The sequence below is a fragment of the Streptomyces sp. NBC_01707 genome (genome assembly GCF_041438805.1).
GTDB lineage: Bacteria > Actinomycetota > Actinomycetes > Streptomycetales > Streptomycetaceae > Streptomyces.
Map to the genome: position 1 here is coordinate 5,057,580 of NZ_CP109190.1, position 26,465 is coordinate 5,084,044.

General features: G+C 71.6%; 21 protein-coding genes. 14 read left to right on the forward strand and 7 right to left on the reverse strand.

Annotation, left to right across the window (positions count from 1 at the left end; translation table 11 throughout):
* The first annotated feature begins 96 nt into the window (after nt 1-96).
* On the forward strand, nt 97-4,989 hold the full coding sequence (locus OG963_RS22745) for a DNA repair ATPase (protein ID WP_371799389.1): 4,893 nt from the start codon (nt 97-99) through the stop codon (nt 4,987-4,989).
* Nucleotides 4,990-5,014: 25 nt separating this feature from the next.
* On the forward strand, nt 5,015-7,012 hold the full coding sequence (locus OG963_RS22750; protein ID WP_093931169.1) for an NAD(P)-binding protein: 1,998 nt from the start codon (nt 5,015-5,017) through the stop codon (nt 7,010-7,012).
* Nucleotides 7,013-7,016: 4 nt separating this feature from the next.
* Here the strand turns inward: OG963_RS22750 and OG963_RS22755 are convergent, their stop codons facing one another.
* Nucleotides 7,017-7,478: a DUF4267 domain-containing protein gene (locus tag OG963_RS22755; RefSeq protein WP_218160204.1), complete on the reverse strand. Its 462-nt coding sequence runs from the start codon at nt 7,476-7,478 to the stop codon at nt 7,017-7,019.
* A 245-nt stretch (nt 7,479-7,723) separates the two neighbouring features.
* Here OG963_RS22755 and OG963_RS22760 point away from each other — a divergent pair, with 245 nt between their 5' ends.
* The gene (locus OG963_RS22760; protein WP_093931168.1) at nt 7,724-8,302 is read left to right on the forward strand and encodes a 3'-5' exonuclease; all 579 of its coding nucleotides are present in this window, start codon (nt 7,724-7,726) and stop codon (nt 8,300-8,302) included.
* Nucleotides 8,303-8,319: 17 nt separating this feature from the next.
* On the opposite strand, the gene trpS is transcribed toward OG963_RS22760, so the two are convergent.
* On the reverse strand, nt 8,320-9,384 hold the full coding sequence (gene trpS, locus OG963_RS22765; protein WP_093773704.1) for a tryptophan--tRNA ligase: 1,065 nt from the start codon (nt 9,382-9,384) through the stop codon (nt 8,320-8,322).
* 268 nt (nt 9,385-9,652) lie between these two features.
* Nucleotides 9,653-9,781: a DUF6126 family protein gene (locus OG963_RS22770; protein WP_234322255.1), complete on the reverse strand. Its 129-nt coding sequence runs from the start codon at nt 9,779-9,781 to the stop codon at nt 9,653-9,655.
* A gap of 180 nt (nt 9,782-9,961) precedes the next feature.
* Between OG963_RS22770 and OG963_RS22775 the strand changes: the two genes are divergently transcribed.
* The 3 genes from OG963_RS22775 to OG963_RS22785 all read left to right on the forward strand — a co-directional run bounded on the left by OG963_RS22775 (nt 9,962) and on the right by OG963_RS22785 (nt 12,264).
* A complete protein-coding gene (locus tag OG963_RS22775; protein ID WP_093773706.1) occupies nt 9,962-11,044 on the forward strand; it encodes an LLM class flavin-dependent oxidoreductase in 1,083 nt (360 codons plus the stop codon).
* Between the two features lie 4 nt (nt 11,045-11,048).
* The gene (locus tag OG963_RS22780; RefSeq protein WP_093773708.1) at nt 11,049-11,699 is read left to right on the forward strand and encodes an FMN reductase; all 651 of its coding nucleotides are present in this window, start codon (nt 11,049-11,051) and stop codon (nt 11,697-11,699) included.
* A 142-nt stretch (nt 11,700-11,841) separates the two neighbouring features.
* Nucleotides 11,842-12,264, forward strand: coding sequence for a universal stress protein (locus OG963_RS22785; protein WP_030931386.1), 423 nt, complete (start codon nt 11,842-11,844; stop codon nt 12,262-12,264).
* Nucleotides 12,265-12,327: 63 nt separating this feature from the next.
* Here OG963_RS22785 and OG963_RS22790 read toward each other — a convergent pair whose 3' ends face one another.
* On the reverse strand, nt 12,328-13,458 hold the full coding sequence (locus tag OG963_RS22790; RefSeq protein WP_093773710.1) for a MerR family transcriptional regulator: 1,131 nt from the start codon (nt 13,456-13,458) through the stop codon (nt 12,328-12,330).
* A gap of 94 nt (nt 13,459-13,552) precedes the next feature.
* Nucleotides 13,553-13,954, reverse strand: a complete 402-nt coding sequence (locus OG963_RS22795) for a hypothetical protein (RefSeq protein WP_093773712.1) — start codon at nt 13,952-13,954, stop codon at nt 13,553-13,555.
* A gap of 120 nt (nt 13,955-14,074) precedes the next feature.
* Here OG963_RS22795 and OG963_RS22800 point away from each other — a divergent pair, with 120 nt between their 5' ends.
* From OG963_RS22800 to OG963_RS22815, 4 genes are all read left to right on the forward strand, one after another.
* Nucleotides 14,075-15,049 carry a hypothetical protein gene (locus tag OG963_RS22800; protein ID WP_256328094.1) on the forward strand — a complete coding sequence of 325 codons (975 nt, stop codon included), beginning with the start codon at nt 14,075-14,077 and terminating at the stop codon, nt 15,047-15,049.
* 89 nt (nt 15,050-15,138) lie between these two features.
* Nucleotides 15,139-16,083 carry an NADP-dependent oxidoreductase gene (locus tag OG963_RS22805; protein WP_093773714.1) on the forward strand — a complete coding sequence of 315 codons (945 nt, stop codon included), beginning with the start codon at nt 15,139-15,141 and terminating at the stop codon, nt 16,081-16,083.
* A gap of 69 nt (nt 16,084-16,152) precedes the next feature.
* A complete protein-coding gene (locus OG963_RS22810) occupies nt 16,153-16,401 on the forward strand; it encodes a DUF2630 family protein (protein ID WP_030931375.1) in 249 nt (82 codons plus the stop codon).
* A 25-nt stretch (nt 16,402-16,426) separates the two neighbouring features.
* Nucleotides 16,427-18,388: an FUSC family protein gene (locus OG963_RS22815; protein ID WP_093773716.1), complete on the forward strand. Its 1,962-nt coding sequence runs from the start codon at nt 16,427-16,429 to the stop codon at nt 18,386-18,388.
* Nucleotides 18,389-18,476: 88 nt separating this feature from the next.
* Here the strand turns inward: OG963_RS22815 and OG963_RS22820 are convergent, their stop codons facing one another.
* Nucleotides 18,477-18,887 carry an RNA-binding S4 domain-containing protein gene (locus tag OG963_RS22820; RefSeq protein ID WP_030931367.1) on the reverse strand — a complete coding sequence of 137 codons (411 nt, stop codon included), beginning with the start codon at nt 18,885-18,887 and terminating at the stop codon, nt 18,477-18,479.
* Between the two features lie 230 nt (nt 18,888-19,117).
* Between OG963_RS22820 and OG963_RS22825 the strand changes: the two genes are divergently transcribed.
* From OG963_RS22825 to metG, 4 genes are all read left to right on the forward strand, one after another.
* Entirely contained in the window at nt 19,118-20,614 is a 1,497-nt protein-coding gene (locus OG963_RS22825; protein WP_093931232.1) for an APC family permease, read from the forward strand.
* A complete protein-coding gene (locus OG963_RS22830) occupies nt 20,614-21,582 on the forward strand; it encodes a hypothetical protein (RefSeq protein WP_176902179.1) in 969 nt (322 codons plus the stop codon). The genes OG963_RS22825 and OG963_RS22830 overlap by 1 nt, the downstream gene beginning before the upstream one ends.
* Nucleotides 21,583-21,935: 353 nt before the next feature.
* A complete protein-coding gene (locus OG963_RS22835; RefSeq protein ID WP_371799390.1) occupies nt 21,936-23,567 on the forward strand; it encodes a VWA domain-containing protein in 1,632 nt (543 codons plus the stop codon).
* Between the two features lie 352 nt (nt 23,568-23,919).
* Nucleotides 23,920-25,524, forward strand: a complete 1,605-nt coding sequence (metG, locus tag OG963_RS22840) for a methionine--tRNA ligase (RefSeq protein WP_093773720.1) — start codon at nt 23,920-23,922, stop codon at nt 25,522-25,524.
* Between the two features lie 123 nt (nt 25,525-25,647).
* On the opposite strand, the gene OG963_RS22845 is transcribed toward metG, so the two are convergent.
* Nucleotides 25,648-26,394 (reverse strand): L,D-transpeptidase family protein, encoded by a 747-nt coding sequence (locus OG963_RS22845; RefSeq protein WP_371799391.1) that lies wholly within the window; start codon nt 26,392-26,394, stop codon nt 25,648-25,650.
* Nucleotides 26,395-26,465: the final 71 nt, after the last annotated feature.

Here is a 26,465-nt window from a genome sequence, read left to right on the forward strand (position 1 = left end):
CTCGATCGCCGGACAGGCTCGGCCTGCGGCGATCGAGGACGGCGTGCGGCCGGAGGCCGCGCAATCCGCAACCCACACCCGCAGGGAGCCGTACGCATGGACACCGACCCCGCTCTCACCGTGGACGCGGGCACCTACGACGTGCTGCGGCGTCGCCTCGCCGCGCACGCCGCCGAACTCGCCCGCCGAGCCGAAGCCCTCAACGCCCGCCGTACCGAGGCGTTCGGTTCGACAGAGCTACGGTTGCTGGCCACCGAGCAGATCCGGACGGAGCACCCGTCGCTGCCGCGCGATCTGGTCGCCGTGGGCGGACAGTTGCTGTTCGGCTTCGAGCGCGGGCCGGGCGCGCGCGGCGAGGCCACCGTCGCCGACGTACTCGCGCCGTACGGACCGGACCTGTCCGGCAGCGGCGACACGCTCCTCGTCGACGAGGCGTTCGTACGCGAATTCACCGCCCTGCACCGCTACTACCGGAACGCCCGCCTGCTCCGCCTGCGCCGTGTCGACGGCCGGCTGCTCGCCGTGTTCCGTACCGGCGACACCGCCGACGACATCCGTGTCCTGCGCTGGGCGCTCGCCCCGGACGGCTCCCCCGGACCGTTCCTCGACGCGCGCGGCGACCGCGACCACGTCTTCCCGCCGTCGCACGACTTCACCTGGACACCGGCGGGCCGCGAGTCGCACATCCCCGGCCGTCACCCGCACATCGCGATCGGGGACAGCGGCGCCCTCTTCGTCGACACACTCGGCGGCACCCTGACCGTGAAGACGGTCGACGACACCGACACACCCGACGGCATCTACGAGGAGCCGGTCACCGAACCGCTTCAGTCCCTCGCCGACGCCGACGTCGAGTACGCCGAGGTCGGACCGCTGATCCTGCTGCGCATCCGCCCGTACAACGAGGACGCCTGGCGCCACCTGGTCTTCAACAGCCTGCTCTCCACCGTGCAGCGCCTCGACGCCATCGGTCCGGCCTGCCACCGGCTCCCCGAGGACCAGGGGATCATCTTCCCCGGTGGCACCTATCTCACCACCGGCACCGCGAAGACCTTCGACCTCGCCGAGCCCCTCGCCGACCCGGTCTTCGAGGGGGCCGTCCGGTCCCCCAACGGCGAGGACGTCCTCTACCTCTTCCGTTCCCGGGACGGCGGCCGCGGCCTTCTTCTGCCCTACAACCTGATCCGCCAGGAAGTCGCCGCCCCGCTGCTCGGCCGCGGTCACGCCCTGCTCGACGACGGCACGCTCGTCCTGCTCAAGGACACGGCGTCGGCCGAGCCCGCCCGTGTGCACGCGGTGCAGCGCTGGCGGACCCCGTACGTCTCCGACACCTACGCCGCCTCCCGCCCGGCCGGGACGGGTCCGCTCGCCCGGATCGGCAACGCCGATCTGGTCCGCGGCATCTCCGACTGTCTCGCCCTCGCGCACAGTGCCGCCGAGACCTCACCGACCGCCGCCGTGTACGGACGGCTGGTCGCCGACTGCACCCGCGCCACCGACCGCTACCACTGGCTGGCCGACCACGAACTCGATTTTCTCGCGGCCCCGTTGACCGATCTCCGGGACACCGCGCAGCAGGTCCTCACCGAGTTCGAGACGGTGCAGGAGCTGACCCGGCAGGCCGCCGACGCGCTCGCGGAGTCGGCGGACCGGATCACCGCGCTCGTCCGCCGCATCCGCGGCGAGGCCCCGCGCTCGGCCGCCGCCTGGGTCTCCCAGCTCACCGAACTGCGTCGTGCGCACGGCCGCCTGGGGACGCTCGCCGAGATGCGGTACGCGGACACCGACCGGATCGCCGCGCTCACCGCCACCACCGCCGCCGACATCGGCTCGGCCGCCCAGCGGGCGGTCGCGTTCCTGAACCGGGCCGACGCGTTCACCGGCTACCACCAGGACATCGAGCAGCTCACGGCCGATGCCGCCGCGCTCACCACCGTCGTCGACGCCGCCGCGCTCGGCGACCGGCTGACGGAGATGACGGACGGGCTGGCGACGGTCACGGATGTCGTGACCGGGCTGGAGATCGGCGACGGAGCCGTCCGTACATCGATCCTGGAGCGGATCGCCGAGGTCCTCGGCGGTGCGAACCGGGCCCGCGCCACGCTCGACGCCCGCCGCCGGGAGCTCCTCGACCACGAGGGGCGGGCGGAGTTCGCCGCCGAGTTCGCCCTGCTCGGCCAGACGGTCACCGGCGCGCTGGCCGCCGCGGACTCCCCCGACGCATGCGACGAACAACTGGCCCGACTTCTGCTCCAGTTGGAGAACCTGGAGTCCCGGTTCGCCGAGTTCGACGACTTCCTCGCCCAGCTGTCCGAGCGGCGGACAGAGGTGTACGAGGCGTTCTCGGCCCGCAAGCAGACACTGCAGGACGCCCGCGCACGTCGCGCGGAACGACTGGCCCAGTCGGCGGCCCGGGTCCTCGAGACGGTCTCCCGGCGCCTGTCCGCCCTCCCCGACCTGGACGCGGTCCACACGTACTTCGCCTCCGACCCGATGGTCGCCAAGGTCCGCCGCACGGCGGACGAGCTGCGCGGGCTCGGCGACCCGGTGCGGGCCGAGGAACTCGACGGACGACTGAAGGCGGCCCGCCAGGAGGCGGGGCGGGCGCTGCGCGACCGCAGCGAGCTGTACGCGGACGGCGGATCGACGATCCGGCTCGGCCGGCACCGGTTCGCGGTGAACACCCAGCCGTTCGACCTGACGCTCGTGCCCTCCGGGGACCGGCTCGCGTTCGCCGTCACCGGAACCGACTACCGGGCTCCCGTCACCGACCCGGCGTTCGACGCGGCCCGCCCGTACTGGCAGCAGCAGCTGCCGTCGGAGTCCCCGTCGGTCTACCGCGCCGAGCACCTCGCCGCCAGCCTCCTGGACGAGCACGGCGCGGAAGCGCTGGCGGCCCTCGCACCGGCCGAACTTGCCGTGCTGGTCCGGGAGTCGGCGGCCTCCGCGTACGACGAGGGATATCAGCGCGGTGTCCATGACGAGGACGCCACCGCCATCCTGGCCACCCTGCTGCGACTGCACGCCGGAGCAGGTCTGCTGCGTGTCCCGCCGGCGGTGCGCGCGGCGGCTCAGCTCTTCTGGACATGGGAGGCGGACGACGGCCTGCGCACCTCCTGGACGCGCCGGGCCGTCTCCCTGGCCCGGGCCCGCGAGACGTTCGGCCCGGCGCCCGCGATCACCGCGCTCCAGGAGGAGTGGGCGGCCAGGATCGGGACGGACGACGCGCACGCCGCCGCCGCATACCTCTTCGAGGAGCTGACTTCCGGCCCCGCCGGGTTCGTGACGAGCGCTGCCGTCCGCACCTTCCTGGACAAGTTCCGCCGCACGACCGGAACTTCGGCATACGACGAGGACCTGTCCGCCCTCCGGGACGACCTCCCCGCACGCCGCCAGCTCGTCGAGGGCTGGCTGACCTCGTACGCCCGCGCCGGTGGCACGGACATCACGAGCAGTGACCTCGCCGAGGCGGTCGCCGTGGAGCTCTGCCCGGAGCCGGGGACCGAGCGATACGACCGCGAGGCGCCGATCGCCGCGACCGTGGACGGCCTGCTCGGCATCCACCCCCGCATCGACCGGGGCCGGCTGACCGTGCGCCTGGACGAACTCCTCGCACGCACTGCGGAGTTCCGCACGACCACCGTCCCCGGATTCCGCGCCTACCAGCGGCAGCGCACCACCCTCGTCGGCGCCGAACGGACCCGGCTGCGGCTCGACGACCACCGGCCCCGGGTGATGTCCACATTCGTCCGCAACCAGCTCATCGACGAGGTCTACCTGCCGATGATCGGCGACAGCCTCGCCAAGCAGCTCGGCACGGCCGATGCCGACCGGCGCACCGACTCACAGGGCCTCCTGCTGCTCGTCTCGCCACCCGGCTACGGCAAGACGACCCTCATGGAATACGTGGCCGACCGGCTCGGTCTGGTTCTCGTCAAGGTCAGCGGCCCCTCGCTGGGCCGCGAAGTGACCTCGCTCGACCCGGCACAGGCACGCAGCGCGACCGCCCGGCACGAGATCGAGAAGATCAACTTTGCGCTGGAGGCGGGCAACAACACGCTCCTGCACCTCGACGACATTCAGCACACCTCGCCCGAACTGCTCCAGAAGTTCATCCCCCTCTGCGACGCCACCCGCCGCGTCGAGGGGGTACGGGACGGCGAGCCGCGCAGCTACGACCTGCGGGGCAAGCGGTTCGCGGTGTGCATGACGGGCAATCCGTACACCGAGTCCGGAGAGCGGTTCCGGATCCCGGACATGCTGGCGAACCGGGCCGACGTGTGGAATCTGGGCGAGGTACTGAGCGGCCGCGAGGACGTCTTCGCGCTCAGCTTCGTCGAGAACGCGCTGACCGCCAACCCGGTGCTTGCACCCCTCGCCGGCCGCTCCCGGGAAGATCTCGCACTGCTCGTGCGCCTGGCCTCCGTCGCGGCCCCTTCCCCGATCGCGCACACCGACCGTCTCGACCACCCGTACCCACCCGCCGAGCTGGACCGGATCGTCTCGGTCCTGCGTCACCTGCTGACCGCCCGCTCCACCGTCCTCGCGGTGAACGCCGCATACATCGCCTCGGCCGCACAGACCGACGCGACGCGCACCGAACCCCCGTTCCGGCTGCAGGGCTCGTACCGCGACATGAACAAGATCGCCGAACGGATCGTGCCCGTGATGAACGACGCGGAGCTCGCCGCGGTCATCGACGACCACTACGCGGGCGAGGCCCGGACGCTCACCACCGGGGCCGAGTCCAACCTGCTGAAACTGGCGGCCCTGCGGGGGACGCTGACCACCGAACAGACCGACCGGTGGGCGGCGATCACCGCCTCGTACGTACGCACCCAGGCACTGGGCGGCCCGGACAGCGGTCCCATGACCCGGGCGGTCGCGGCCCTCGGTCTGCTCGCGGACCGGATCGCGGCAGTCGAGTCGGCGATCCGCCGATCCGACGGGCCGCTCACCGGCGCGAAGATCACCGACCGGTCCGAATGAGTCGAACACCGGAGGCGGGCAAGGCATGCTGGGTTCCGTGTCGACACTTCCCCAACAGCCTCAACGCTCCCCGTTCAGCGGCCACATGGTCGTCTGCGGCGACGACGCACTCGCCCAGCGGCTGGCGGTGGAGCTGCGTTACGTCTACGGGGAGCGGGTGACGCTGCTGCTCCCACCGGGGCGCGACCCGCGCCGCCCGGAGCTGCCGCTGACCCAACGCGGGCGCGCGGCCACGCTGTTCGGCCGGATGTCGGCGGCGATGAACCGCAACCTGGGCAACGGCGGCACCGGAGGAGCCGACGGCGGCTCCGGCGGCGACACCGGCGCCGGCGTGGAGGCGGTCCGCATCCTCGAGGCCTCGGAGCCGTCCGACGAGGCGTTCGAGGAGGCCGGTGTCGACACGGCCGCCGCACTGGCGCTCGTCTACGACGACGACGAACGCAACATCCGCGCCGCACTCACCGCCCGCCGCCTCAACCCCCGCGTCCGGCTGGTCATCCGGCTCTACAACCGCAAGCTCGGCCAATATCTGGAGACCCTCCTCGACCAGGCCGCCGCCGTCGCCGTACCGGGACTCGACCCGACCGCGCTGGACACGTCGACCACCGTCCTCTCCGACGCCGACACCGCCGCGCCCGCACTCGCCGCGACGGCGCTGACCGGCTCCAGCAAGGTCGTCCAGGCGGAGGGCCTGCTCCTGCGGGCCGTCGAACGCACCCCGCCCCGGCAGGGCGAGGTTGCCGACCCCGGCCTGTGCACGCTCGCCCTGCTCTCCTCCACCACCCATGACCCTGCGGGCGCCGAGGGTTCCGACAGCAGCGGCGCCGATGGCCCCCAACTCCTGCCCGATCAGCAGTCGGTGGCCGCCGCGACCGGTCGGGGCACGGTGGTCCTGGAGGCCATCCGGGAGGCCGTACCGGACGGGCCGGCCCCACGAATGGGCGGCAGGAGCGCACCCCTGAGCCAGATCTTCTCGCGCCGGCTGCGCAGGTCCGTGCTGGGCGTCGCGGCGGCGGTGCTGGGCCTCGCCGTCGCCTCCACGCTCACGACAGGCGAACCTCCGCTGCACGCCGCGTACTTGACGCTGCTCGACCTGTTCGCGATGGGCGACCCGGCGATCGAGGACTCGGCCGCCCGGCAGGTCATCCAGCTGCTCTCCGGCGTCGCCGGGCTGATGCTGCTGCCGCTGCTGGTGGCGGGAGTCCTCGAAGCCTTCGGTTCCCTGCGTACGGCATCGGCGCTGCGCCGGCCGCCGCGCGGGCTCTCCGGCCATGTGGTGCTGCTCGGACTCGGCAAGATCGGTACCAGGGTGCTGGTCCGGCTCCGCGAGCTCAACATTCCTGTGGTGTGCGTGGAGGACGACCCGGCCGCGCGCGGCATCCCCGTCGCCCGGCGGCTGCAGGTACCGGTCGTCCTCGGGGACGTCACCCAGGAGGGCGTCCTGGAAGCGGCGAAGATCCAGCGCTCCCGCGCCCTGCTCGCGCTGACCAGCTCCGACACCACCAACCTGGAGGCCACCCTCTACGCCCGCTCGGTCAAACCGGACCTGCAGGTGGCCCTGCGCCTCTTCGACGACGAGTTCGCCACCGCCGTCTACCGCACCTTGCGCACCGCCCACCCACAGGCCCTGACCCGCTCCCGGTCCGTCTCCCACCTGGCTGCCCCGTCCTTCGCCGTCGCGATGATGGGGCGGCAGATCCTGGGCGCGATTCCGGTCGAGCGGAAGGTGATGCTCTTCGCGGCGATCCAGGTGGCGGGCCACCCGCAGCTGGAGGGACGGACGGTCGAGCAGGCGTTCCGGGCGGGGGCCTGGCGGGTACTGGCACTGGACGCCACGCCGCCGGAGGACCGCCACCCGGACCGGACAACGGCCGGTCCCACGTCCTCGGACCGGCCGTCGGGCCTGATCTGGGATCTGCACCCCGGTTACGTACTCCGCGCCGAGGACCGCGTGGTGATCGCCGCTACCCGCCGCGGACTTGCGGAACTGCTGCGCAGACGGCGCTCGTTGACGCACCGCTAGGGCGTCAGGCGTCGGACGGGTCCGGGACCGCACCCACCCGGAGCGAGGAGCTCTCCGCGGGGCCCTCGACGGAGCCTGCCGTGGAGCGCTCGGTGAGCAGCATCACGGCAGTCAGCAGGACGAGCGACGCCGCCGAGACGTGCACGCCGAGCGCCGTGGTGAGCGAGCCCCCGTGGGTGAGGACCGCGAGCGCGTCACCGAGCGGGAGGATCGCGTCGATGAGCACCACCCAGCCCAGGGTCCGGCGCTGTCCTCGCGCGAGCAGCAGGAACACCGTCGCCGCGACAGCGAGATCACGTACACCCTTGACGGCGAAGTAGCCCGCGGCGTTCCCCTGCGGCCAGGGCTCGATGCCGAAGCCGTCGGGCGCGCCCTCGGGGTTCAGCAGGAAGTTGAGTCCGAAGAAGAGCACGGCGGCGCCGGTGATCAGGGCAAGCGCGGTAGTGAAGTGACGCTTCGTCATCATTTCCCCAACAAAGTCACGGAGCAGGCGAGTTCGAGCTTTTCTAGCAACGCTAGAATTTCGACCGATGGTAGACCTAGCACTGTTCAAATGTCTAGCGCTGCTAGAATCTTGGTCATGGTCACACACCAGCGCTGCGACGGAGCACACCGCGCGCGGGTGGATCCGCTGATCGGCATGGCGGTGGGCACCTGACGCACCGCGAAAACCGCGTGCCCTCCACACCCCCGGTCCCTACCCTCACCCCCATGGACGCGCTGCGGGACCCGGCACTTCTGAACGTCATAGACATCGAGGCGACCTGCTGGGACGGACAGCCGCCGTCCGGCGCGGTCGGCGAGATCATCGAGATCGGGCTGACCGTCGTCGACCTGAACGCCGCCGAGCGGGTCGCCCGCCACCGGATCCTGGTGCGCCCGGTCCGGTCCGCCGTCAGTGCCTTCTGCACCGAGCTGACCGGCCTGACCCAGGCCGAGGTGGACACGGGCCTGTCCTTCGCCGACGCCTGCCGGCTTCTGGCGTCCGAGCACCGGTCAGGGCAGCGTGCCTGGGCCAGCTGGGGCGACTACGACCGCAACCAGTTCACCCGCCAGTGCCGGGCCACCGGAACTCCGTACCCGTTCGGCCGCCGTCACACCAACGCCAAGATCCCCTTCACCGCGGCCCACGGCCTGCGCAAACGCCCCGGCATGGCCCAGGCCCTGCAGGTCGCGGGTCTCCCGCTGGAAGGCCGGCACCACAGCGGCGCGGACGACGCCTGGAACATCGCGGCGCTGATCCTGGACCTGGCGGCGAGGAGTGCCTGGCCGACGGCCGAACCAGCCTGATCTGCCGACCGGGGGTACTACAGCACTCCTCCCATCACCTGTCGTACCTGCGCCAGCGTCGCCTCGGCCACCGCGTCGGCCCGCTCGTTGCCGTCCCGCAGCACCGACCGTACGTACGCCATGTCCTGCGCGTACTCCGCCCGCCGCGCCCGCACCGGTGCCAGCCGCTCGTTGACGGCGTCCGTCACGGTCCGCTTGAGCGCTGCGCCGCCGCCGTCACCGATCTCCTCCGCGACCTCGTGCGGGTCACGGTCGAGGCAGAGCGCGGCGAGCAGCACGAGCCCCGACACCTCGGGCCGGGTCTGCGGTGCGTACGTGATGTGCCGGTCGGCGTCCGTCCTCGCGCCGCGGATCAGCCGGGCCGTCTCGTCGGCGGTGGCGCCGAGCGCGATGGAGTTGGCCCGGCTCTTGCTCATCTTCGTGCCGTCGGTGCCGAGCAGCAGGGGTGCGGCGGAGAGCAGGGCGTCGGGTTCCGGGAAGACCGGACCGTACCGCTCGTTGAAGCGGCGGGCGACACTTCTGGTCACTTCGAGGTGCGGCAGCTGGTCCTGCCCGACGGGGACCAGGTTGCCCTTGCAGAACAGGATGTCGGCGGCCTGATGCACGGGATACGTGAACATCAGCCCGCTGACGGCGGACTGCCGGGAGTGCGCGATCTCGTCCTTGACCGTGGGATTGCGGCTCAGCTCGGCGACGGAGACGAGGCTGAGGAACGGCAGCATCAGCTGGTTGAGCGCGGGCACGGCGCTGTGGTTGAAGATCGTGGTGCGGGCGGGGTCGATGCCGATGGCCAGATAGTCCAGCAGCATCCCCTCCATGTGCTCGCCGAGCCGCTCGGCGACATCCCGGTCGGTGAGCACCTGGTAGTCGGCGATGATCACGAAGACGTCCACACCGAGATCCTGGAGCCGGACGCGATTGTGCAGGGTCCCGAAGTAGTGCCCCAGGTGCAGCGCCCCGGTGGGCCGGTCCCCGGTCATCACGCGGAATCGACCGGGATCCTGCTGAATCCGCTGCTCCAGCTCGGCGCTGCGACGCCGGGCGGGGGTGACGGTGGTGGCAGGTGCGGCGACGGTGGTCATGGGTCTCTCCTCGCGGGTGCTGGTTGCGTGGAGGACGGCCCGCCGGGATCGGCATCCGTACCCGTACGAGGGCAGAGAAATAGGGCCGTCCATGTCGAACGGCCCTGGTTCCGTGCTGATGAGGCGGCCGCTCCTAAGTGGAGCGCCACCAGTTTCGGCACGGTACGGAGGTCATGGGCCCGATTCTAACGCGGGCCGGCCGGATCGGGCGGGGCATTCGCGCAGCGCCGCGAAGGCCCCCGGCGCCGTTCGCGTCGCACCCGTCCGCTCACTTGTGGGCGTGCTCGCCGACGTAGAACAACAAGTAGACGAAGCCCGCGAAGAGATGCGTGGCGAAGACGTACACGAAGACGCGCAGCGCGACGCCCCTCTCCTTCCAGCGCTCGCTCTCGCTCACCGGCCCTGCCTCTCCCCACTCCCGCGTGCCCGGCGCACACCGGGAAGTCCTGGTCCAGGGTACGTACCGCCGGCGTCTGTCCCGGGCGCCGGAATAGCGAGGACCGGTGCCCCGTTGTAGCCCGTGAAAGAATTGGTTTAAGGTTCAACCATTACTACTCACACCACGGAGGCGGGCGCCATGCAGTTCGGGATCTTCACCGTCGGAGACGTCACCACCGACCCCACGACCGGTAGGACACCGACCGAGCACGAGCGGATCAAGGCGACCCTCGCGATCGCGCTGAAGGCCGAGGAGGTGGGGCTGGACGTCTTCGCGACCGGCGAGCACCACAACCCGCCGTTCGTCCCGTCCTCGCCGACGACCACGCTCGGCTACATCGCCGCCCGCACCGAGAACCTGATCCTTTCCACGTCCACCACCCTCATCACCACCAACGATCCGGTGAAGATCGCCGAGGACTACGCGACGCTCCAGCACCTCGCGGACGGCCGTGTCGACCTGATGATGGGTCGCGGCAACACCGGCCCGGTGTACCCGTGGTTCGGCAAGGACATCCGCCAGGGCATCCCGCTCGCCGTCGAGAACTACGCGCTGCTGCACAAGCTGTGGCGTGAGGACGTCGTCGACTGGGCGGGCAAGTTCCGCACACCGCTGCAGTCGTTCACCGCGACCCCGCGCCCGCTGGACGGTGTCCCGCCGTTCGTCTGGCACGGCTCGATCCGCTCCCCGGAGATCGCCGAGCAGGCCGCGTACTACGGCGACGGCTTCTTCCACAACAACATCTTCTGGCCCATCGAGCACACCAAGAAGATGGTGAACCTCTACCGCCAGCGGTACGCGCACTACGGGCACGGCACCGCCGAGCAGGCCATCGTGGGCCTCGGCGGCCAGGTGTTCATGCGGAAGAACTCGCAGGACGCGGTGCGGGAGTTCCGCCCGTACTTCGACAACGCGCCGGTCTACGGACACGGCCCGTCCCTGGAGGACTTCTCGCAGCAGACACCGCTCACCGTCGGCTCCCCGCAGGAGGTCATCGAGCGGACCCTGTCGTTCCGTGACGCCGTGGGCGACTACCAGCGCCAGCTGTTCCTGATGGACCACGCGGGCCTCCCGCTGAAGACGGTCCTGGAGCAGCTCGACATCCTCGGCGAGGAGGTCGTCCCGGTACTGCGCAAGGAGTTCGCCAACCTCCGGCCGGCCGGAGTGCCGGACTCCGCACCGGTCCACCCCGCCGTCGCCGCCCGCACCAAGGAGATCTGACCCCATGCAGACCGAGGCTCTGAAGATCGTCGCCGTCTCCGCCGGGCTGAGCCAGCCGTCGTCGACCCGACTACTGGCCGACCGGCTGGCGGCGGCCGCCCGGGAGCGGCTGGCCACCGATCAGGACAGGCCGGTCGAGATCCGGGTGATCGAGTTGCGTGATCTGGCCGTCGACATCGCGAACCACCTGGTGACGGGCTTCCCGCCGCAGGCGCTGGACGAGGCGATCGACGCGGTGGCGGCGGCGGACGGGCTGATAGCCGTGTCCCCGGTCTTCACGGCCTCGTACAGCGGTCTGTTCAAGTCGTTCTTCGACCTGATCGACCACACGGCACTGACCGGCAAGCCCGTCCTGATCGCGGCGACCGGCGGCACCGCCCGGCACTCGCTCGTCCTGGAACACGCGATGCGGCCGCTCTTCACATACCTGCGGGCCACCGTCGTACCGACCTCCGTGTACGCGGCGTCGGAGGACTGGGGCTCGTCCGGCGACGAGTACACCGAGGGGCTGCCGTCCCGGATCCGGCGCGCGGGCGGCGAGCTCGCGCGCATGGTCTCCGGCGGCCGGGCGGCCTCCGGCGCCTCGAGGGCTCCTGGGCTCGACGACGAGGTGGTGCCGTTCGAGCAGCAGCTCGCCGATCTGCGGCTGGACTGAACACCGGGGCACACGGGCACCCGGACGCCCGAATGACGGCGGTCGGACCGACAGCCGAGCCAACGTCCGGTTTGATTACAGTTATCCGCAAAAATGCGCTGGTGTGTCGGCAGATGCGTGCTGAACCGAGCTGGAGGCAGAGATGGGCAGGATCGTGGTGGGCGTGGACGGCTCCGAGTCGTCGATCAAGGCGCTGCACTGGGCCGTACGCCAGGCCGAGCTGACCGGTGACTCGGTGGAGGCGGTCAACAGCTGGGAGTACCCCGCGACCAGCTGGGCGTCCATGATGCCGGGCATGCCGGAGGACTTCGATCCGCAGGCCGTGGCGATCGTGTCGCTCACCGAGGCACTGGAGGAGGCCCTCGGCGCGGAGGGCGCGGCCGCGGTCAGCAAGATCGTGGTGATCGGCAACCCGGCCGAAGCCCTGCTGGACCGGGCGAAGGGCGCGAACCTGCTGGTCGTCGGGGCGCGCGGGTACAGCGGGTTCAAGGCGACCCTGCTCGGCTCGGTAAGCCTCCATGTCACCCAGCACGCGCCGTGCCCGGTGACGGTCGTCCGCGACTGAGAGACCTGAGCGATCCGGTGGACGGACGGGCCTCGCGCACCGGTGCGCGGGGCCCGTCCGCATCTACAGCGCCACCACGTCCGCGACGACGCAGGCCACGTTGTCCGGGCCACCTGCCGCGTGCGCCAGGGCGACCAGTTCCCGTACGGCTGTGTCGGGGCCGTCCGCCGCGCTCAGCGCCCCGGACAGTTCCGTACCGTCGACCACCGCCGACAGGCCGTCCGAACAGAGCAGATAGCGGTCTCCGGGCCTGGCCTCCCGCAGCTGTACGTCGGCTCGCGCCGGACCGTCCTGACCGGACCCGCCCCCCAGCGCCTTGAGCAGCAGCGCGCGCTGCGGGTGCGAGGCCGCCTCCTCCTCGGTGAGCGAACCGTCGTCGATCATCGACTGGACCAGGCTGTGGTCGTGCGTGATCCGGAACAGTTCACCGCCTCGCAGCAGATACGCCCGCGAGTCCCCGATGTGCACCAGGCCCAGCTGCGAACCGGTCCACACCATCGCGGTCAGCGTCGTCCCCGATTCGTCCGGCGCACCGCTCCCCGCGACCGCGTCCCGTACCGCCCGTGCGGCCTGGTCCGCCGCATCCTCCAGGGCGTTCAGAAGCTCCGCGGCCGGCACCGCACTCCGCGCAACCGGCTTCAGCGCATCGATCGCCGCCGTGCTCGCCCCCGCGCCGCGTTCCCCGAACCCGTCGGCGACCGCGAGCAGCCGGGCCCCGGCGAACGCCGCGTCCTGGTTGGTAGCGCGCACCGCACCCTGGTCGGACTGCGCCGCGTACCGGATTCCGAGCGTCCCCAAGCTTCCCCGGTCCATGACCTGCGACATTTCGACTTCCTCCGCTGCCAGATGGTCGACGAGGAAGGCCGCCAGGTCCCGCCGGGCCGCCGTCTCGGCCTCCACCTGCGCCCAGTACGCCCGGATCGCCGCGGCCGCCGCGCCCGCATCGAGCGCGACCACCTCCTTGATCCCGGCCAGCGGCATCCCGATCCGGCGCAGCCAGGCCACCAGCCTGGCCGTCCCCACCTGCGTCCCGTCGTAGTACCGGTAGCCGTTCACCGGATCGACCAGGGCGGGCCGGAGCAGTCCCAGCTCGTCGTAGCGGCGCAGGGCCTTCGCGGACAGCCGTGACGACCGGGCGAACTCCCCGATCGTCACGAGCGCCGCCGTGCCCTTCGCACGCACCTCGCGTTCCACCACAGACCTCCTCGTACCGGGCGGTCCGCCCGGCCCCACCGATGCTGGGGCTTCCCCCGCGGAGAAGGTCAAGGATGACGGAGAAGCGAAGGGCTCAGTCCTTTGTCACGTAGAACGCGTAGAACGCGCACACCAGCATCCCGGCGCCGGTGACCAGGCCCAGGACGATGGCCGCGAGCACGCTCGTCTTGGCGGACAGGCTGTAGAGGAAGCCGACCGAACCGCCGAACAGCGTGCCGTACGCGATGGCCTTGGCCTCCACCGGCAGTCGCTTCTGCACCCGGCCGAGTCCGTAGCAGAGCGCCGCCAGCACGGCACCGGAGATCAGACCGAGCGCGAGCTGCGTGCCGGTGAGCACACCGCCGCCGCGCACGATGGACGTCGCCCACCAGCCCAGGATCACGCCCAGCGTGACGGGCATGGCCCAGCTGAGTGTGCTGGGATGCTTGGTGTGCGCCCGCGCGGCGCGGCGTGGCATCGAAGCGTGTGTGGCCATGGCCGAGAACTCCTTCCGTGGCCCCCTGTTCACTCAAGGGCACACCCGGTTGCGCCGCCCGGCAACTCGAATGGCTCACCGCCGTGGGCGCGGCGCCGCCGTCCGGGATTCCCTTGGGAGATGCGGACCAATATCTCAGCGGCTCTGTCGGCGGTGGTGCTGGTGCTGCTCGCCGTCCTCGTCCCGCTGAGCGCGCTTTCCGCCTGGGTCGATCTGGAGATCGACAACCCGGACCGGTACGTCGCGGCGATGGAGCCGCTCGCCTCCGACCCCGGCGTGCAGGACACCATGTCCACCCTGATCACCGACGAGGCGACGAAGCAGATCGACCCCGGGCTGCTCCAGGGCGCCTCGCTGGACTTCCTGCACGGGGCGGTGCAGTCGTTCACCACCACGGACGCCTTCCGTTCCGCCTGGGTGGCCGCAAACCGCAGCGCCCACGAGGCCGTGACCGCCGCGCTGAACGGTGAGAGCGGCAAGGACGTGCGCATGGACCTGGCGCCGGTGATGCAGCAGGCCAAACAGAACCTGGTGGACAGCGGGGTGCCGTTCGCCGACGAATTCCCGGTCCGGCGGACCGACATCACCTTGCTCACCGCCGACCGCGCCGACCAGTTGCGCCAGACGTTCCGCCCGCTGCGGGCCGGCGGTATCTGGCCCGCTGTCGGCACGCTGGTGTTCGCCGGCGCCACCGTGCTCCTGGCGGCGGCGCGCGGCGGGCCCGGACGACGTGGCTCCGCCCTCACCGCACTGGCCGCCACGGCGGTCGTCGGGCTGGGCTTCGCGATCGGCGCGCTGGTGCTGCGCGGGGCGATCGCGGTCGCCCGGAACCGGGTGCTGGCCGGGGTGCCCGGCAGCGATCGCGACGGGGCGGCGGCGGTCTACGACGCGCTGACGAGCTCGCTCCTCACGGCAGTGTGGATCGTTCTCGCCGCCGGACCGGCGGTGTCGCTGTGCGCGCTGGTCGCGCGGATGTGGGCGGGGCGCGGGTCCGCACGGCCCGAGACCGCCGCACCCGGAGGAGGATCCGGGCCTTTGACACCGCTCACCGCGAGAGGACCCGTCCCCGGGAACAGCTCCGGGCACGACCGCTGACGCCGGGTTCGACGTGCGGCGACGCGCGGGCCGGGGAAGAGTGGAGCCCGAGACTGCGTCACTGTCTGGGCGACTGAGAGGTCATCCGTATGCGAGCCGTAGCCGTCAGCGCGTTCCGGGCCGAGCCGACCCTGGTCGAGGTGCCCAAGCCGATTCCCGCAGCAGGTGACGTACGGGTGCGGATCGAGTACGCCGCACTCAACCCGTCCGACTGGCAGATCGCGGACGGTGCCCTGGGAGGGCAGGTGCCGCATGTCTTCCCCCTGGTCATCGGCGTGGACTACGCGGGCCGGGTGGACATGATCGGCACCGGCGACAACCGCTTCCGGGTCGGCGACGCGGTCTTCGGACGGGTCACCGGATCGCCGGTCGGCGCGGGCACGTACTGCGAATACGTATCCGTCCCACAGGACTCCGCGATCGCCCTGGTCCCGGACGGCCTCCCCCTGCGGATCGCCGCCGCGCTGCCGACCGCCGGGATGACCGCCGCCCAGATCCTGGAGACGGCGGTGCTCCGCGGCCACGAGAGCCTGCTGGTCATCGGGGCCGCGGGCGGCGTCGGGAGCTGTCTGACCCAGCTCGCGGCCGCCCGGGATCTGCGTGTCCTCGCGGCGGTGCGGGGCGACGAGGGGTGGCGGATGGGGGCGCTCGGCGCCGCCGTCACCATCGACACGACGGCCCGTCCGCTCGAAGCGGCGGTACAGGAGGTGGCTCCGGGCGGCGTCGATGCGCTCGTAGATCTGGCCTCCACCACGCCGGAGGCGTTCGCGGCAATGGCGGCACTGGTGCGGAGCGGTGGTGTCGCCGTCACCACGCGGGGCGTCGCCGACGGGGCCGCTGTTCCCGAGGGCGTCGGGTCCATCGACTTCCGGCTCGAACCCACACCCGTTCTGCTCGACGTCCTGGCGGCGGGCGCCGCGGAGGGTGTGCTGAACGTGCTCATCGACATCGAACTCCCGCTGGAGAAGGCCCCGCAGGCCCTCGACCGGAACCGCACGGGCGGTGCCCGCGGCAAGACCCTGTTCGCGCTCTGACCCGCGCCCCGGAAGAACGGCTCGCAGAGGGAGTCCGGCACAAGTCCGAACGAGGCCGAAGGAGGCGTCATGGACGACCGGGAGATCATCGACAACATCGGCGGTCTGGTCTCCGAGGAGCGAGACCTGCGCGACCGCTCCACCCGGGACAGGACGGGCCTCTCCGCGGACGAGAGGTCACGCCTGCGCACGGTGGAGGCCCAACTCGAACAGTACTGGGACCTGTTGCGGCAGCGGCGCGCGCTCAGCGAGTTCGGCGAGGACCCGTCGGGAGCGAAGGTGCGCCCGGCCGGCGAGGTGGAGGGCTACCAGAACTGACCAACGGCACCGGAGGCTGAGCGCATTGGCGGATGCCGAGGCGGATCGGAAACGGTACGCGCCACCGGCCTGGCTGCTGACGGGGCTTCGCCCACACCCGGCCCCCGTCCCGTGGGCCGCGGCCGTCCGCGCCTCCGTCGCCCTGGCCGCACCGCTCGCCGTCGGCTTTGCGCTGGACCGGCCCGTGTACGGCGCCCTGGTCTCCATGGGCGCGCTCTCCGGTGTCCTCGGCGACACCGCCGACGCGTACCGGATGCGGATCCTCAACATCGCTGTTCCGCAGCTGTTCGGCGCGCTCGGCATCATGCTCGGCTCGTTCGTGTACGGGACGGGCTGGGCGGCCGTCGGTGCGTTGACCGCCGTCGCCCTGGTGTCCGGCATGATGTCGACGATCGGCGCCGTGGCCTCGCTGTCCGGGCTGCTGCTCCTGCTCAACTCGGTTGTCGCCACCGGACTGGCGCTGCCGAAACCTTGGTGGGTGGCGCCGTTGCTGCTGCTGTTCGGCGGCCTGTTCGTGCTCGCCCTGACGCTGCTGGCGTGGCCGCTGCGGCGGAAACTGCCGGAGCGGGTCTCGGTCGCGGACACGTACCTCACGGTCGCCGATCTGCTGGCCGCGGCGGGCACCGACGCCTACGAGGAGCGACGGCGGGCGATGACCCGGTCACTGGACACCTCGTACGACCTGATCCTCGCCCGCCGGGCCCGCCACCACGGCCGCAGCAGCGCGATGGTGCGGCTGCTCGCCCAGCTCAACGTGGTCATCCCGCTCGTCGAGTCGGCGGCCGCGGTGCATGTACGGCGGTGTCCGCTGCCCGAAGCGATCCCGGCGGCGGTACGCGAACTGGCGGAGGACGTCGAGGAGAGCCGCACCGGCGGCACCGAACCGGAGCTGCCCGCACCCGACTCACCCGCCACCCGGGCGGTGGACAGCGCGCTGCGCCACGCGGCGGCCGTCGTGCACAACACCGATGCCTACAACGTCGACGACCGGCTCGGGCGTCCCGCGGCGCTGGCGGTGAGGATCCGGCGGGCGACCCGCTCCGTACTGTTCTCCGGGACCTCCTGGCGGTACGGGCTCCGGCTGGCCCTCTGCATCGGCCTGGCGCAGGCGCTGACCTCACTGGTCTCCGTGGAGCGCTCCTACTGGGTGGCGCTGACCGTCACGTTCGTGCTCAAGCCGGACTTCGGCTCGGTCTTCTCCCGTGCGGTGCTGCGTGCCGTGGGCACGGCGGCCGGTCTCGTCATCGCCGCGCCCGTCCTCGCCGAGGTACCGATCGGGTGGTGGGACGTACCGGTGATGGCGCTGCTGGCCCCGCTGATCCCAGCGCTCACGGTCAAGGGGTACGCGTTCCAGACCGCGGCCATCACCCCGGTCATCCTGCTGCTGTCCGATCTGCTGAACCACCGGGGCGTCGCTCTGGTGCAGCCCCGCCTGGTGGACAGCCTGATCGGCTGTGTGATCGTGCTGGTGGCGGGCTATCTGCTGTGGCCCGAGAGCTGGCACACCCGGATCGGCCACCGGCTCGCGGACGCGGTGACGGACCTCGCCGACTATGTGGAGTCGGCATTCGGCACGGGGGACGACGGCGACGGGGCCACCCGCCCCGACCATGCGGCACGGGCGCGGGCCCGGCGCCTCATCCACCGCGACCTGTCCTCCATACGTTCCGAGTTCCAGCGCGCCCTGACGGAACCACCGCCGGTCGGCGCCCGGGCCGCTGCCTGGTTGCCGCTGGTCGTCGCGATCGAGCGGATCGTGGACGCGACGACCGCGGCCCGGGTCCGGGTGAACCACGGGGCGCCGGAACCGGCGCCCGCGGAAGTGGCCGAGATCCGCCGGCAGCTGCGGGAGCTGGCGGAACGGCTGCGGGCGACCGAGGTCCTGGTGGCAGTGCGCACCGAACTGCCGGGCGACGAGGAAGGGGTGCTGGCGCCGCTGCGCCAGGAGGTGGCGGCGGCACGCGCGATCGCCTCACCACAGCCGTAGCGGGTCGCCGGAACGTGACGGGGGCAGGGTGCATGTGTCGCGTTTCCCGCACGGCTGTGCGACCCAGGGCCGCGCACCGGTGCCCGGCTCAGGCCGGGTGGTCCCCGGGGCCACGGCCCTGCAGGCGCTCCATCTCGCGGCGGTCGCGTTTGGTCGGGCGGCCCGTGCCCCGGTCGCGGACCGGCACCTGGATCACCGCTTCCCGCGGCGGCGGGGGCGGACTGTTGTCGACGAAGCACTCCGCGGCCACCGGAGGGCCGACCCGCTTCTTCACGATGCGCGACACCACGACGATCCGGTCCCGTCCGGCGTGCCGCAGCCGTACCTCGTCCCCCACGTGCAGGGTCTGCGCGGGCTTGGCCCGGTCGCCGTTGACCCTGACATGTCCGGCGCGGCAGGCGGCAGCGGCCTGCGAGCGGGTCTTGGTCAGCCGTACCGACCAGATCCAACTGTCGACGCGGACGCTTCCCTCCGCCTGCGGTGCCTCACCGGAAACCATGGATCCGACTCTAGACGCCGTGCCGACGTCGCGTGACGCTCGTGGCGTCCAGGTCCACTCAGCTGTAATCACGGGACTACGATGCGGTCAGTCTTCTCGAGCGGACCGACCACTTCCGTTCGGATTTTCGAAGATCTGTTTCTGACATGCCGCCACATGTCGTGCCGCTGAAGGATGTACGGGACTCCGGCCGGGGCACGGCACACTTCCGGAAGCAGTTGAGAACAGCGATGCGCAGCACGCCCGACCGGCCCGGCCGTGGGCTCCAGCCCAATGTCCTCGGCACGTTCCACACGATCGTGATGGCCGTGGCGGGGAGCGCCCCCGCCTACTCGCTGGCCGCAACCAGTGCCGTGCTCGTCGGCACGGTCGGTCTCGGTGGTCCCGCCGCCCTGCTGTACTGCGCGATACCGATGCTCGGCATCGCCCTCGCCTACCGGCAGCTCGGCCGGATCGACGTCAACGCGGGCGCCGGCTACTCCTGGGTGGGCAGGACCCTGCACCCGTTCCTGGGCTTCCTCAGCGGCTGGGCACTGGTCGTCGCGGCGACCCTGTTCATGGTCGCGGGATCGCTGCCCGCCGGGACGATGACGCTGACAGTGATCGACTCCCGGTTCGCCGACGACACCACGCTCGCCACCTTCATCGGGGCCGGCTGGTTCCTGGTGATGCTGCTCGTCGTACTCGGCGGAGCCCGGCTCAGCGCCCGCACCCAGCTGGTGATCTCCGGGGTCGAGCTGGTGATCCTGCTGGTCTTCGCGGTCGTCGCCCTCGTACGGGGGACCGGCCCGGGTGAAGGCACGGGCGCCGGACCCGGCGTCGCGCACTCCTTCGACTGGTCCTGGCTCGGCTTCGAGCACTTCGACGGCGTCTCCGGCTTCGCCTCCGGTGCGCTGATCGCCGCCTTCTACTACTGGGGCTGGGATGTCACCGGCAACCTCAGCGAGGAGACCCGCAACAGCCGCCGCACCACGGGCCTGGCCGGGATCGTGGGCGTGCTCACCGTCTTCGCGCTCGTCGAGGTGTTCACCATCGCGGTGAACGTGATCCTCTCGGCCGACGACATCGAGCGGCACAGCGCCAACGTACTGACCGTGCTCGGCGAACGGGTGTGGCCCGGAGTCGGCGGGAAGCTGCTGGTGGTGGCCGTGATGCTGTCGACCGTCGCCACGTTGCAGACCACACTCGTCCAGGTCACGCGCTCGCTGTTCGCGATGGGCCGCGACCGCACGATGCCCGCCGCGTTCGGCCGGGTGCACCGCAGCTGGAACACCCCGTGGGTGTCGGTCGCCGCGGTCGGAGGCGTCGCCCTCGCCCTGATCCTCGCCTCCCTCGCCCTCGGGCCGGTCCACCACATCCTGGGCGTGGCCGTCGAGGCCATCGGGCTACAGATCGCCGTGTACTACGGCCTCGCGGGCCTGGCCGCGGTCGTCGCGTACCGCAAACTGCTGTTCCGATCGGTCGCCGACCTCGTCCTCGGCGGGCTCTGGCCACTGGCCGGCTCGCTCTTCATGTTCTGGATCTTCTTCGAGGCGCTCGGCGACTTCAGCGCGACGGCGCTCGCGCTCGGCCTCGGCAGTCTCGCCGTGGGAGCCGTCCCGATGCTCTGGTACTGGCGGCGCGGCAGCTCGTACTACCGGCCGGCGAAGCTCGACGCCTCGCAGACCGTACGGGCCGAGGAACCGTCCGGCTACGCCCACTCCACGACGATCGTCACCGATTACTGATGGCCGTACGCCGCCGGACACCCCCACCGGTGCACTTCGACCCGGATCTCGGCGACCGGCCGCTCACCGCGGCCCGCCAGGACGTCGTCATCGGCCGCTGGCAGGGCGTGCGCGATCTGCTGTACGCCACCGGCAACCGATGGGCCCTGCGGACCCACCGGATCCGGATCCTCGCCCACGCCGTCGCGGGCAGCACCACCGTGGAGACCTGGCTGGCCGCCGAGCCGAAGAGCGCCGACGCGCAGGTGCTGAAGGCGGCGACCGAAGTGGTACGGCTGTTCGGCCGGGCCGTCGCGGCGGGGCGGGGCACAGGACTCGACCGGAACCGGGTGGACCGGGTCGTCGACTGCTGTCTGCGGGCCGCCGAGGTCTGCCCGCCCGATCCGATGCCCTGGGCGTCGCTGCTGACAGCGGCCCGGCTGTACGAGGACGGGGCGAGGCGGCGCGTCACACAGTGGTGGGACGAGCTGCTCCGCCGCGATCCGCACCACATGGAGGGGCACACCCAGCTGCTGCGGTACTACTCGGCGCGCTGGCACGGCACCCACGGCACCATGTACGACTTCGCGCGCGACGCGGCAGGTGCGGCGCCGCCCGGTTCGCCGCTGCCGGTGCTGGTGCAGATCGCCAGGGTCGAGGAACACCGGTACGTCTCCGATGCCACGCACGGGCGCCCTGTCGTCGCGCCGCTCACCGGACAGCAGCACTGGAACCACGAACTGGCCGTCACGGACGTGCGCCGCACCTGGGACCGGTGGCTCGGGATGCGCGAGGCGGGACCGGTGGCGGCGGAGGAGGTCGGCGAGCTGAACTACCTGGCGCACGCCGCGTGTTACGCGGGACGGCCGAAGGAGGCCGCAGACGTGTTCCGGTTGCTGGACGGCCGGGCGGTGCGGGTGCCGTGGTCGTACACCGGGGACGCGGCGGCCCAGTTCGCGCGGTGGCGCCGCCAGGTCGCCACCGCGTGAACCGTGCGCGGACGGAACCCCGGCTCCGATGCCGCGACGATCCTGCGCCGGACGGTCGGGCACCCGGAGGTGGTGGGTCGGCGGACCGCGGGTCCAGGCGCCGGTCGACACGGTCGGCAACTGCCCCGGCTCGCCGTGTCCGACGTGCCGCCGGGTGCGCATTCAGGCGGTACGAGAGACTCCAAAAGAATGCAGAGTGAAGTCCGGTCCGCCGCCGTCCGATTGACACGGAGGCGGGCCGCGCCACCGAACGGCCGGATCCGGCCGCTAACCTTACGTATCCGCCCTGGCCAGGGATCAATTCCCGCAGTACGGACATTCATCGCACTCAACTCATGCGAAAGGCCTCGCCCATGGGCATTCGGAGCTTGCTGCGCAAGGTGTTCGGCCGCGACCGTACGGAGCAGGACGAGCCGACGACGGCCACGGTCCCGCCCCAGACGGAGCGCACCCGGCCCACGGAGTCGGAGTCGGTCGCGGTGGACGAGCCGGTGGCCGAGACCGCACCGGCAGTCGAAACCGCGTCGGCCGCAAAGGTCTCGGTACCCGCCCCCGCCTCGCCCCGGACCCTCTCGGGCGACAGCGGCCTGGCGACGGACCTGGTGGCGGAGGCCTTCGACAAGGCCTCCGCACCGAGCCCGAAGCCCACCCACACGGTCCCGCCCCAGGGCTCGGCCTCGAAGCGCGTCGCGGCCGAGGCTCCGGCGAAGGCGGAGCCGACCGCCGCCGAAGCCGAGGTGGAGGTGGCGCCGGTCACCGCTGCGGCCGAGGTGGAGGCCGAGATCGCACCGGCCGAGGTCAAGGCCGAAGCAGAACCGGCCACCGTCACCGAACCGAAGACCGAGACCACACCGGCCACCGAGCCCGAGGCCAAGGCCGAGATCGCACCGGCCGAGGTCAAGGCCGAAGCAGAACCGGCCACCGTCACCGAACCGAAGACCGAGACCACACCGGCCACCGAGCCCGAGCCCGAGGCCAAGGCCGAGATCGCACCGGCCGAGGTCAAGGCCGAAGCAGAACCGGCCACCGTCACCGAACCGAAGACCGAGACCACACCGGCCACCGAGCCCGAGGCCAAGATCGCCCAGGTCCTGGAGCCTGCTCCCACCGCCGAGGTCACCACCGAGCCCGAGCCGGTCGCCGCCGCCACCGAGCCCGAGACGGTTGCCGTGGCGGCCGACGCCGCGCCGGTAGCCGACACCCTGCCGTCCGAGCCGGACGCCGATCCCGCGCCGGCAGAGGTCGCCGAGGCCCCCGCCCCCGCGGCAACCGCACCTGCGGAGGTCACCGCGGCCCCCGCCGTCGCCCTCGCCCGGGTCGAGTCCGGCGCCCCCGCGCTCGTCGACGCCTACAAGGCGGCTCAGGCCGGGCTGGAGGCGCACGGTCTGACCGGGCTCCGGGCCACCGTGTACCTGGTGCTCGACCGCTCCGGCTCGATGCGGCCGTTCTACAAGGACGGCAGCGCCCAGCACCTGGGCGACCGCGCGCTCGCCCTCGCCGCGCACCTCGACGAGAACGCCACCGTCCCCGTCGTCTTCTTCTCGACCGACATCGACGGCACCGGCACGGTCGGCCTCACCGACCACGAGGGCCGGATCGACGAACTGCACGCGGGCCTCGGCCGTCTGGGCCGTACGAGCTACCACCGCGCCGTCGAGGAGGTCGTCGCGCACTACGAGAAGTCGGAGGCCACCGGCCCCGCCCTGGTGATCTTCCAGACGGACGGACCGCCGGACGCCAAGCAGCCCGCCAAGCAGGCGCTCGCCGAGGCGGCACGGCTGCCGCTGTTCTTCCAGTTCGTCGCGTTCGGCGACGAGGACGCGAAGGGCTTCGACTTCCTGCGGAAGCTGGACGCCCCGAACGCCGCGTTCTTCCACGCCGGCCCCGCCCCGAGCGAGGTGCCCGACGCCACGCTCTACCAGGAGATCCTCGCCGCGCTCCCCGCCTGGCTCACGGCCCGCGAGTCCGCCGCCGACAACGGCTGACCCGACAGGCCGACCGGCAGACGTACGGTCACGGCGGTGCCCGCCCTCGGGCAGGGCATCGCCGTGACCGTGCCGCCGGGCACCAACCGCTACCGAACGCACGAATGAAAGACCGAGCCCGGTCCCGCCCCGGCCGGCGGCAGGTCCGGCTCCCATTCGTCCCGCGACACGACGCCCCGCACCGCGTCGAGCCGCCGGGCCTCTCGGCGGGGTCTCCCGCCCGGCGCAGCCCCCGTGACGACGAGTTCCACGAGGATCTCCGCCCTCTCCCAGGACGGGTCACGGCCACCGGAAGCGGCGGCGGCGTTTATCGGTGTGAGTGGATCACCCACGGGCCGTTAGGATTTCGACCATGGCGGCCACTGGATCCGAGAAGCAGGGGGCGACGGCGTACTACGTCTCGACCCCCATTTACTACGTCAACGACGCTCCTCACCTGGGCCACGCCTACACGACCGTCGCAGGCGACGTGCTCACCCGCTGGCACCGCCAGCGTGGCGAGAAGGTGTGGTACCTCACCGGCACGGACGAGCACGGTCAGAAGATCATGCGCACTGCCGAGGCGAACAACGTCACCCCGCAGGAATGGTGCGACAAGCTCGTCGAGGAGGCCTGGAAGCCCCTCTGGGAGCACCTGAACATCGCGAACGACGACTTCATCCGTACGACGGAGAAGCGGCACACGGACCGTGTGCAGGAGTTCGTGCAGGACCTGTACGACAAGGGCGAGATCTACAAGGGCGGGTACGAAGGCCCGTACTGCGTGGGCTGCGAGGAGTACAAGCTCCCCGGCGACCTCATCGAGGCCGAGGACGGCACGAAGCTGTGCCCGATCCACAAGAAGCCGGTGGAGATCCTCAAGGAGGAGAACTACTTCTTCAAGCTCAGCGAGTACGGTCCGAAGCTGCTGGAGTTCTACGCGAACAACCCCGGCTTCATCCAGCCCGAGTCGGCCCGCAACGAGGTCGTGAACTTCGTCAGGCAGGGCCTGCAGGACCTGTCGATCTCGCGCTCGACCTTCGACTGGGGTGTCCCGGTGCCGTGGGACGAGAAGCACGTCATCTACGTGTGGGTCGACGCGCTGCTCAACTACGCGACGGCGGTCGGCTACGGCGCCAACCAGGAGAAGTTCGACGCGACGTTCCCGGCCGACGTGCACCTCATCGGCAAGGACATCCTCCGCTTCCACTCGGTCATCTGGCCCGCGATGCTGATGGCGCAGGGCCTGCCGCTGCCCGGCAAGGTGGTGGCCAATGGCTGGCTGATGGTCGGCGGCGAGAAGATGTCGAAGTCGAACCTGACCGGCATCAAGCCGCAGGACCTGACCTCGCACTTCGGCGTGGACGCGTACCGCTGGTACTTCCTGCGGGCGATCGCGTACGGCAACGACGGCTCCTTCTCCTGGGAGGACTTCACCGCCCGCTACACCTCCGAGCTCGCCAACGACTACGGCAACCTCGCCTCGCGCGTCGCCGCCATGGTCGGCAAGTACTTCGGCGGGGCGCTCCCGGAGGCCACCGCCCCCGGTGAGGCCGAGAAGGCGGTCCAGGAGGGTCTCGCGAAGGCCGTCGCCACGGCCGACCGGAAGATCGGCGAGGAGCTGGACTTCCAGGCCGGCATCCTGGCGATCTTCGAGTTCGTGAAGCAGGTCAACGGCTACATCACGGAGCAGGAGCCCTGGAAGGTCGCCAAGGACGAGTCGCCCGAGGGCCGGGCCCGGCTCGCGACGATCCTGTACACGGCCGCCGAGGCACTGCGCGGTGTCGCGGTCCTGCTGAACGCGGTGATGCCGGAGACCTCGCAGAAGCTGTGGGAGTCGCTGGGCGCCGAGGAGTCCTTGGGCGCGCTGCCCGACCAGCGTGTGCAGGACGCGGGCGGCTGGGGGCAGCTGCCGGCGGGCGCGACGGTGACGAAGGGTGCGGTGCTGTTCCCGCGCCTGGAGGAGAAGCCCGCGTAGGGCACGGCTCGGTACCCGGAGGCCCGCGCAGGGCTCGGTACGCAGATGAGGGGCCCGGACCGGTGACGGTCCGGGCCCCTCTCGTATGCGTGCGCAGCGGCAACTCGTCCACGTGACGTCCGGTCAGCGGGCCAGCGCCGCCACGTCACCCATCACGATCACCGGAACCTTTGCCGGGTCGAGGATGCGCAGCAGCTCCTCCATCCGGTCCTCGGGAAGCGAGACGCAGCCCTGGGTCGGCCCGCCGTGGTCGACATGGAGCCAGATGCCGCCACCCCGCTCCTCGCCGAGCGGACGGGTCGGGTCCAGCGGGGAGGCACCGGGGACGCGGTTGTAATCGATGGCGATGACATAGTCGAACGACCCCTCCAGGGACTCCCCGTCGAACCCTTCGCCGCTGGCCGTGAAGGCCGGGCTCTGCACATAAGGCAGCTCGGTGCCCGGCGCTTCGAGCCGACCGCCCGCGGCCGTCAGCCCGTAGACGCCGATGGGGGTCCGGAGGTCGTTCACATAGTGCTCGTCGGTCCAGCCGTACAGGGCGTTGTGGGCGGGCCACGGGCCGGCGACCGGCTGCCAGCCCAGCGTGGGGTCGTCGCGGGTGTAGAGGACGGCTGTGGCCTCACTGGAGTCCGGGGAGTTTCCGGTGACGACGAGCGCTTGCCGGGACTCGGCCGGGATCGCGGACCTGACCACCTGCCCCAGCATCCGGATCTCGAAAGGGCCCGTCGGGGCGGCCGGCCTGCGTGCGGCAGCGGCCCCGGGGCCCGCCGCGCCCGCGTTGCCGGCGGGCGCGTTGCCGGTGGGCGCGTGGGCGGCGGGCGCGTTGCCGGCGGGTGCGTGGGCGGCGGGCGCGTGGGCGGCGGTGTGCATGGCGGTGGGTCCGGGTGCCGCACCTGGCGCAGCGCATCCGGTCAACAGGAGGAGGAGCGCCGCACAGACCG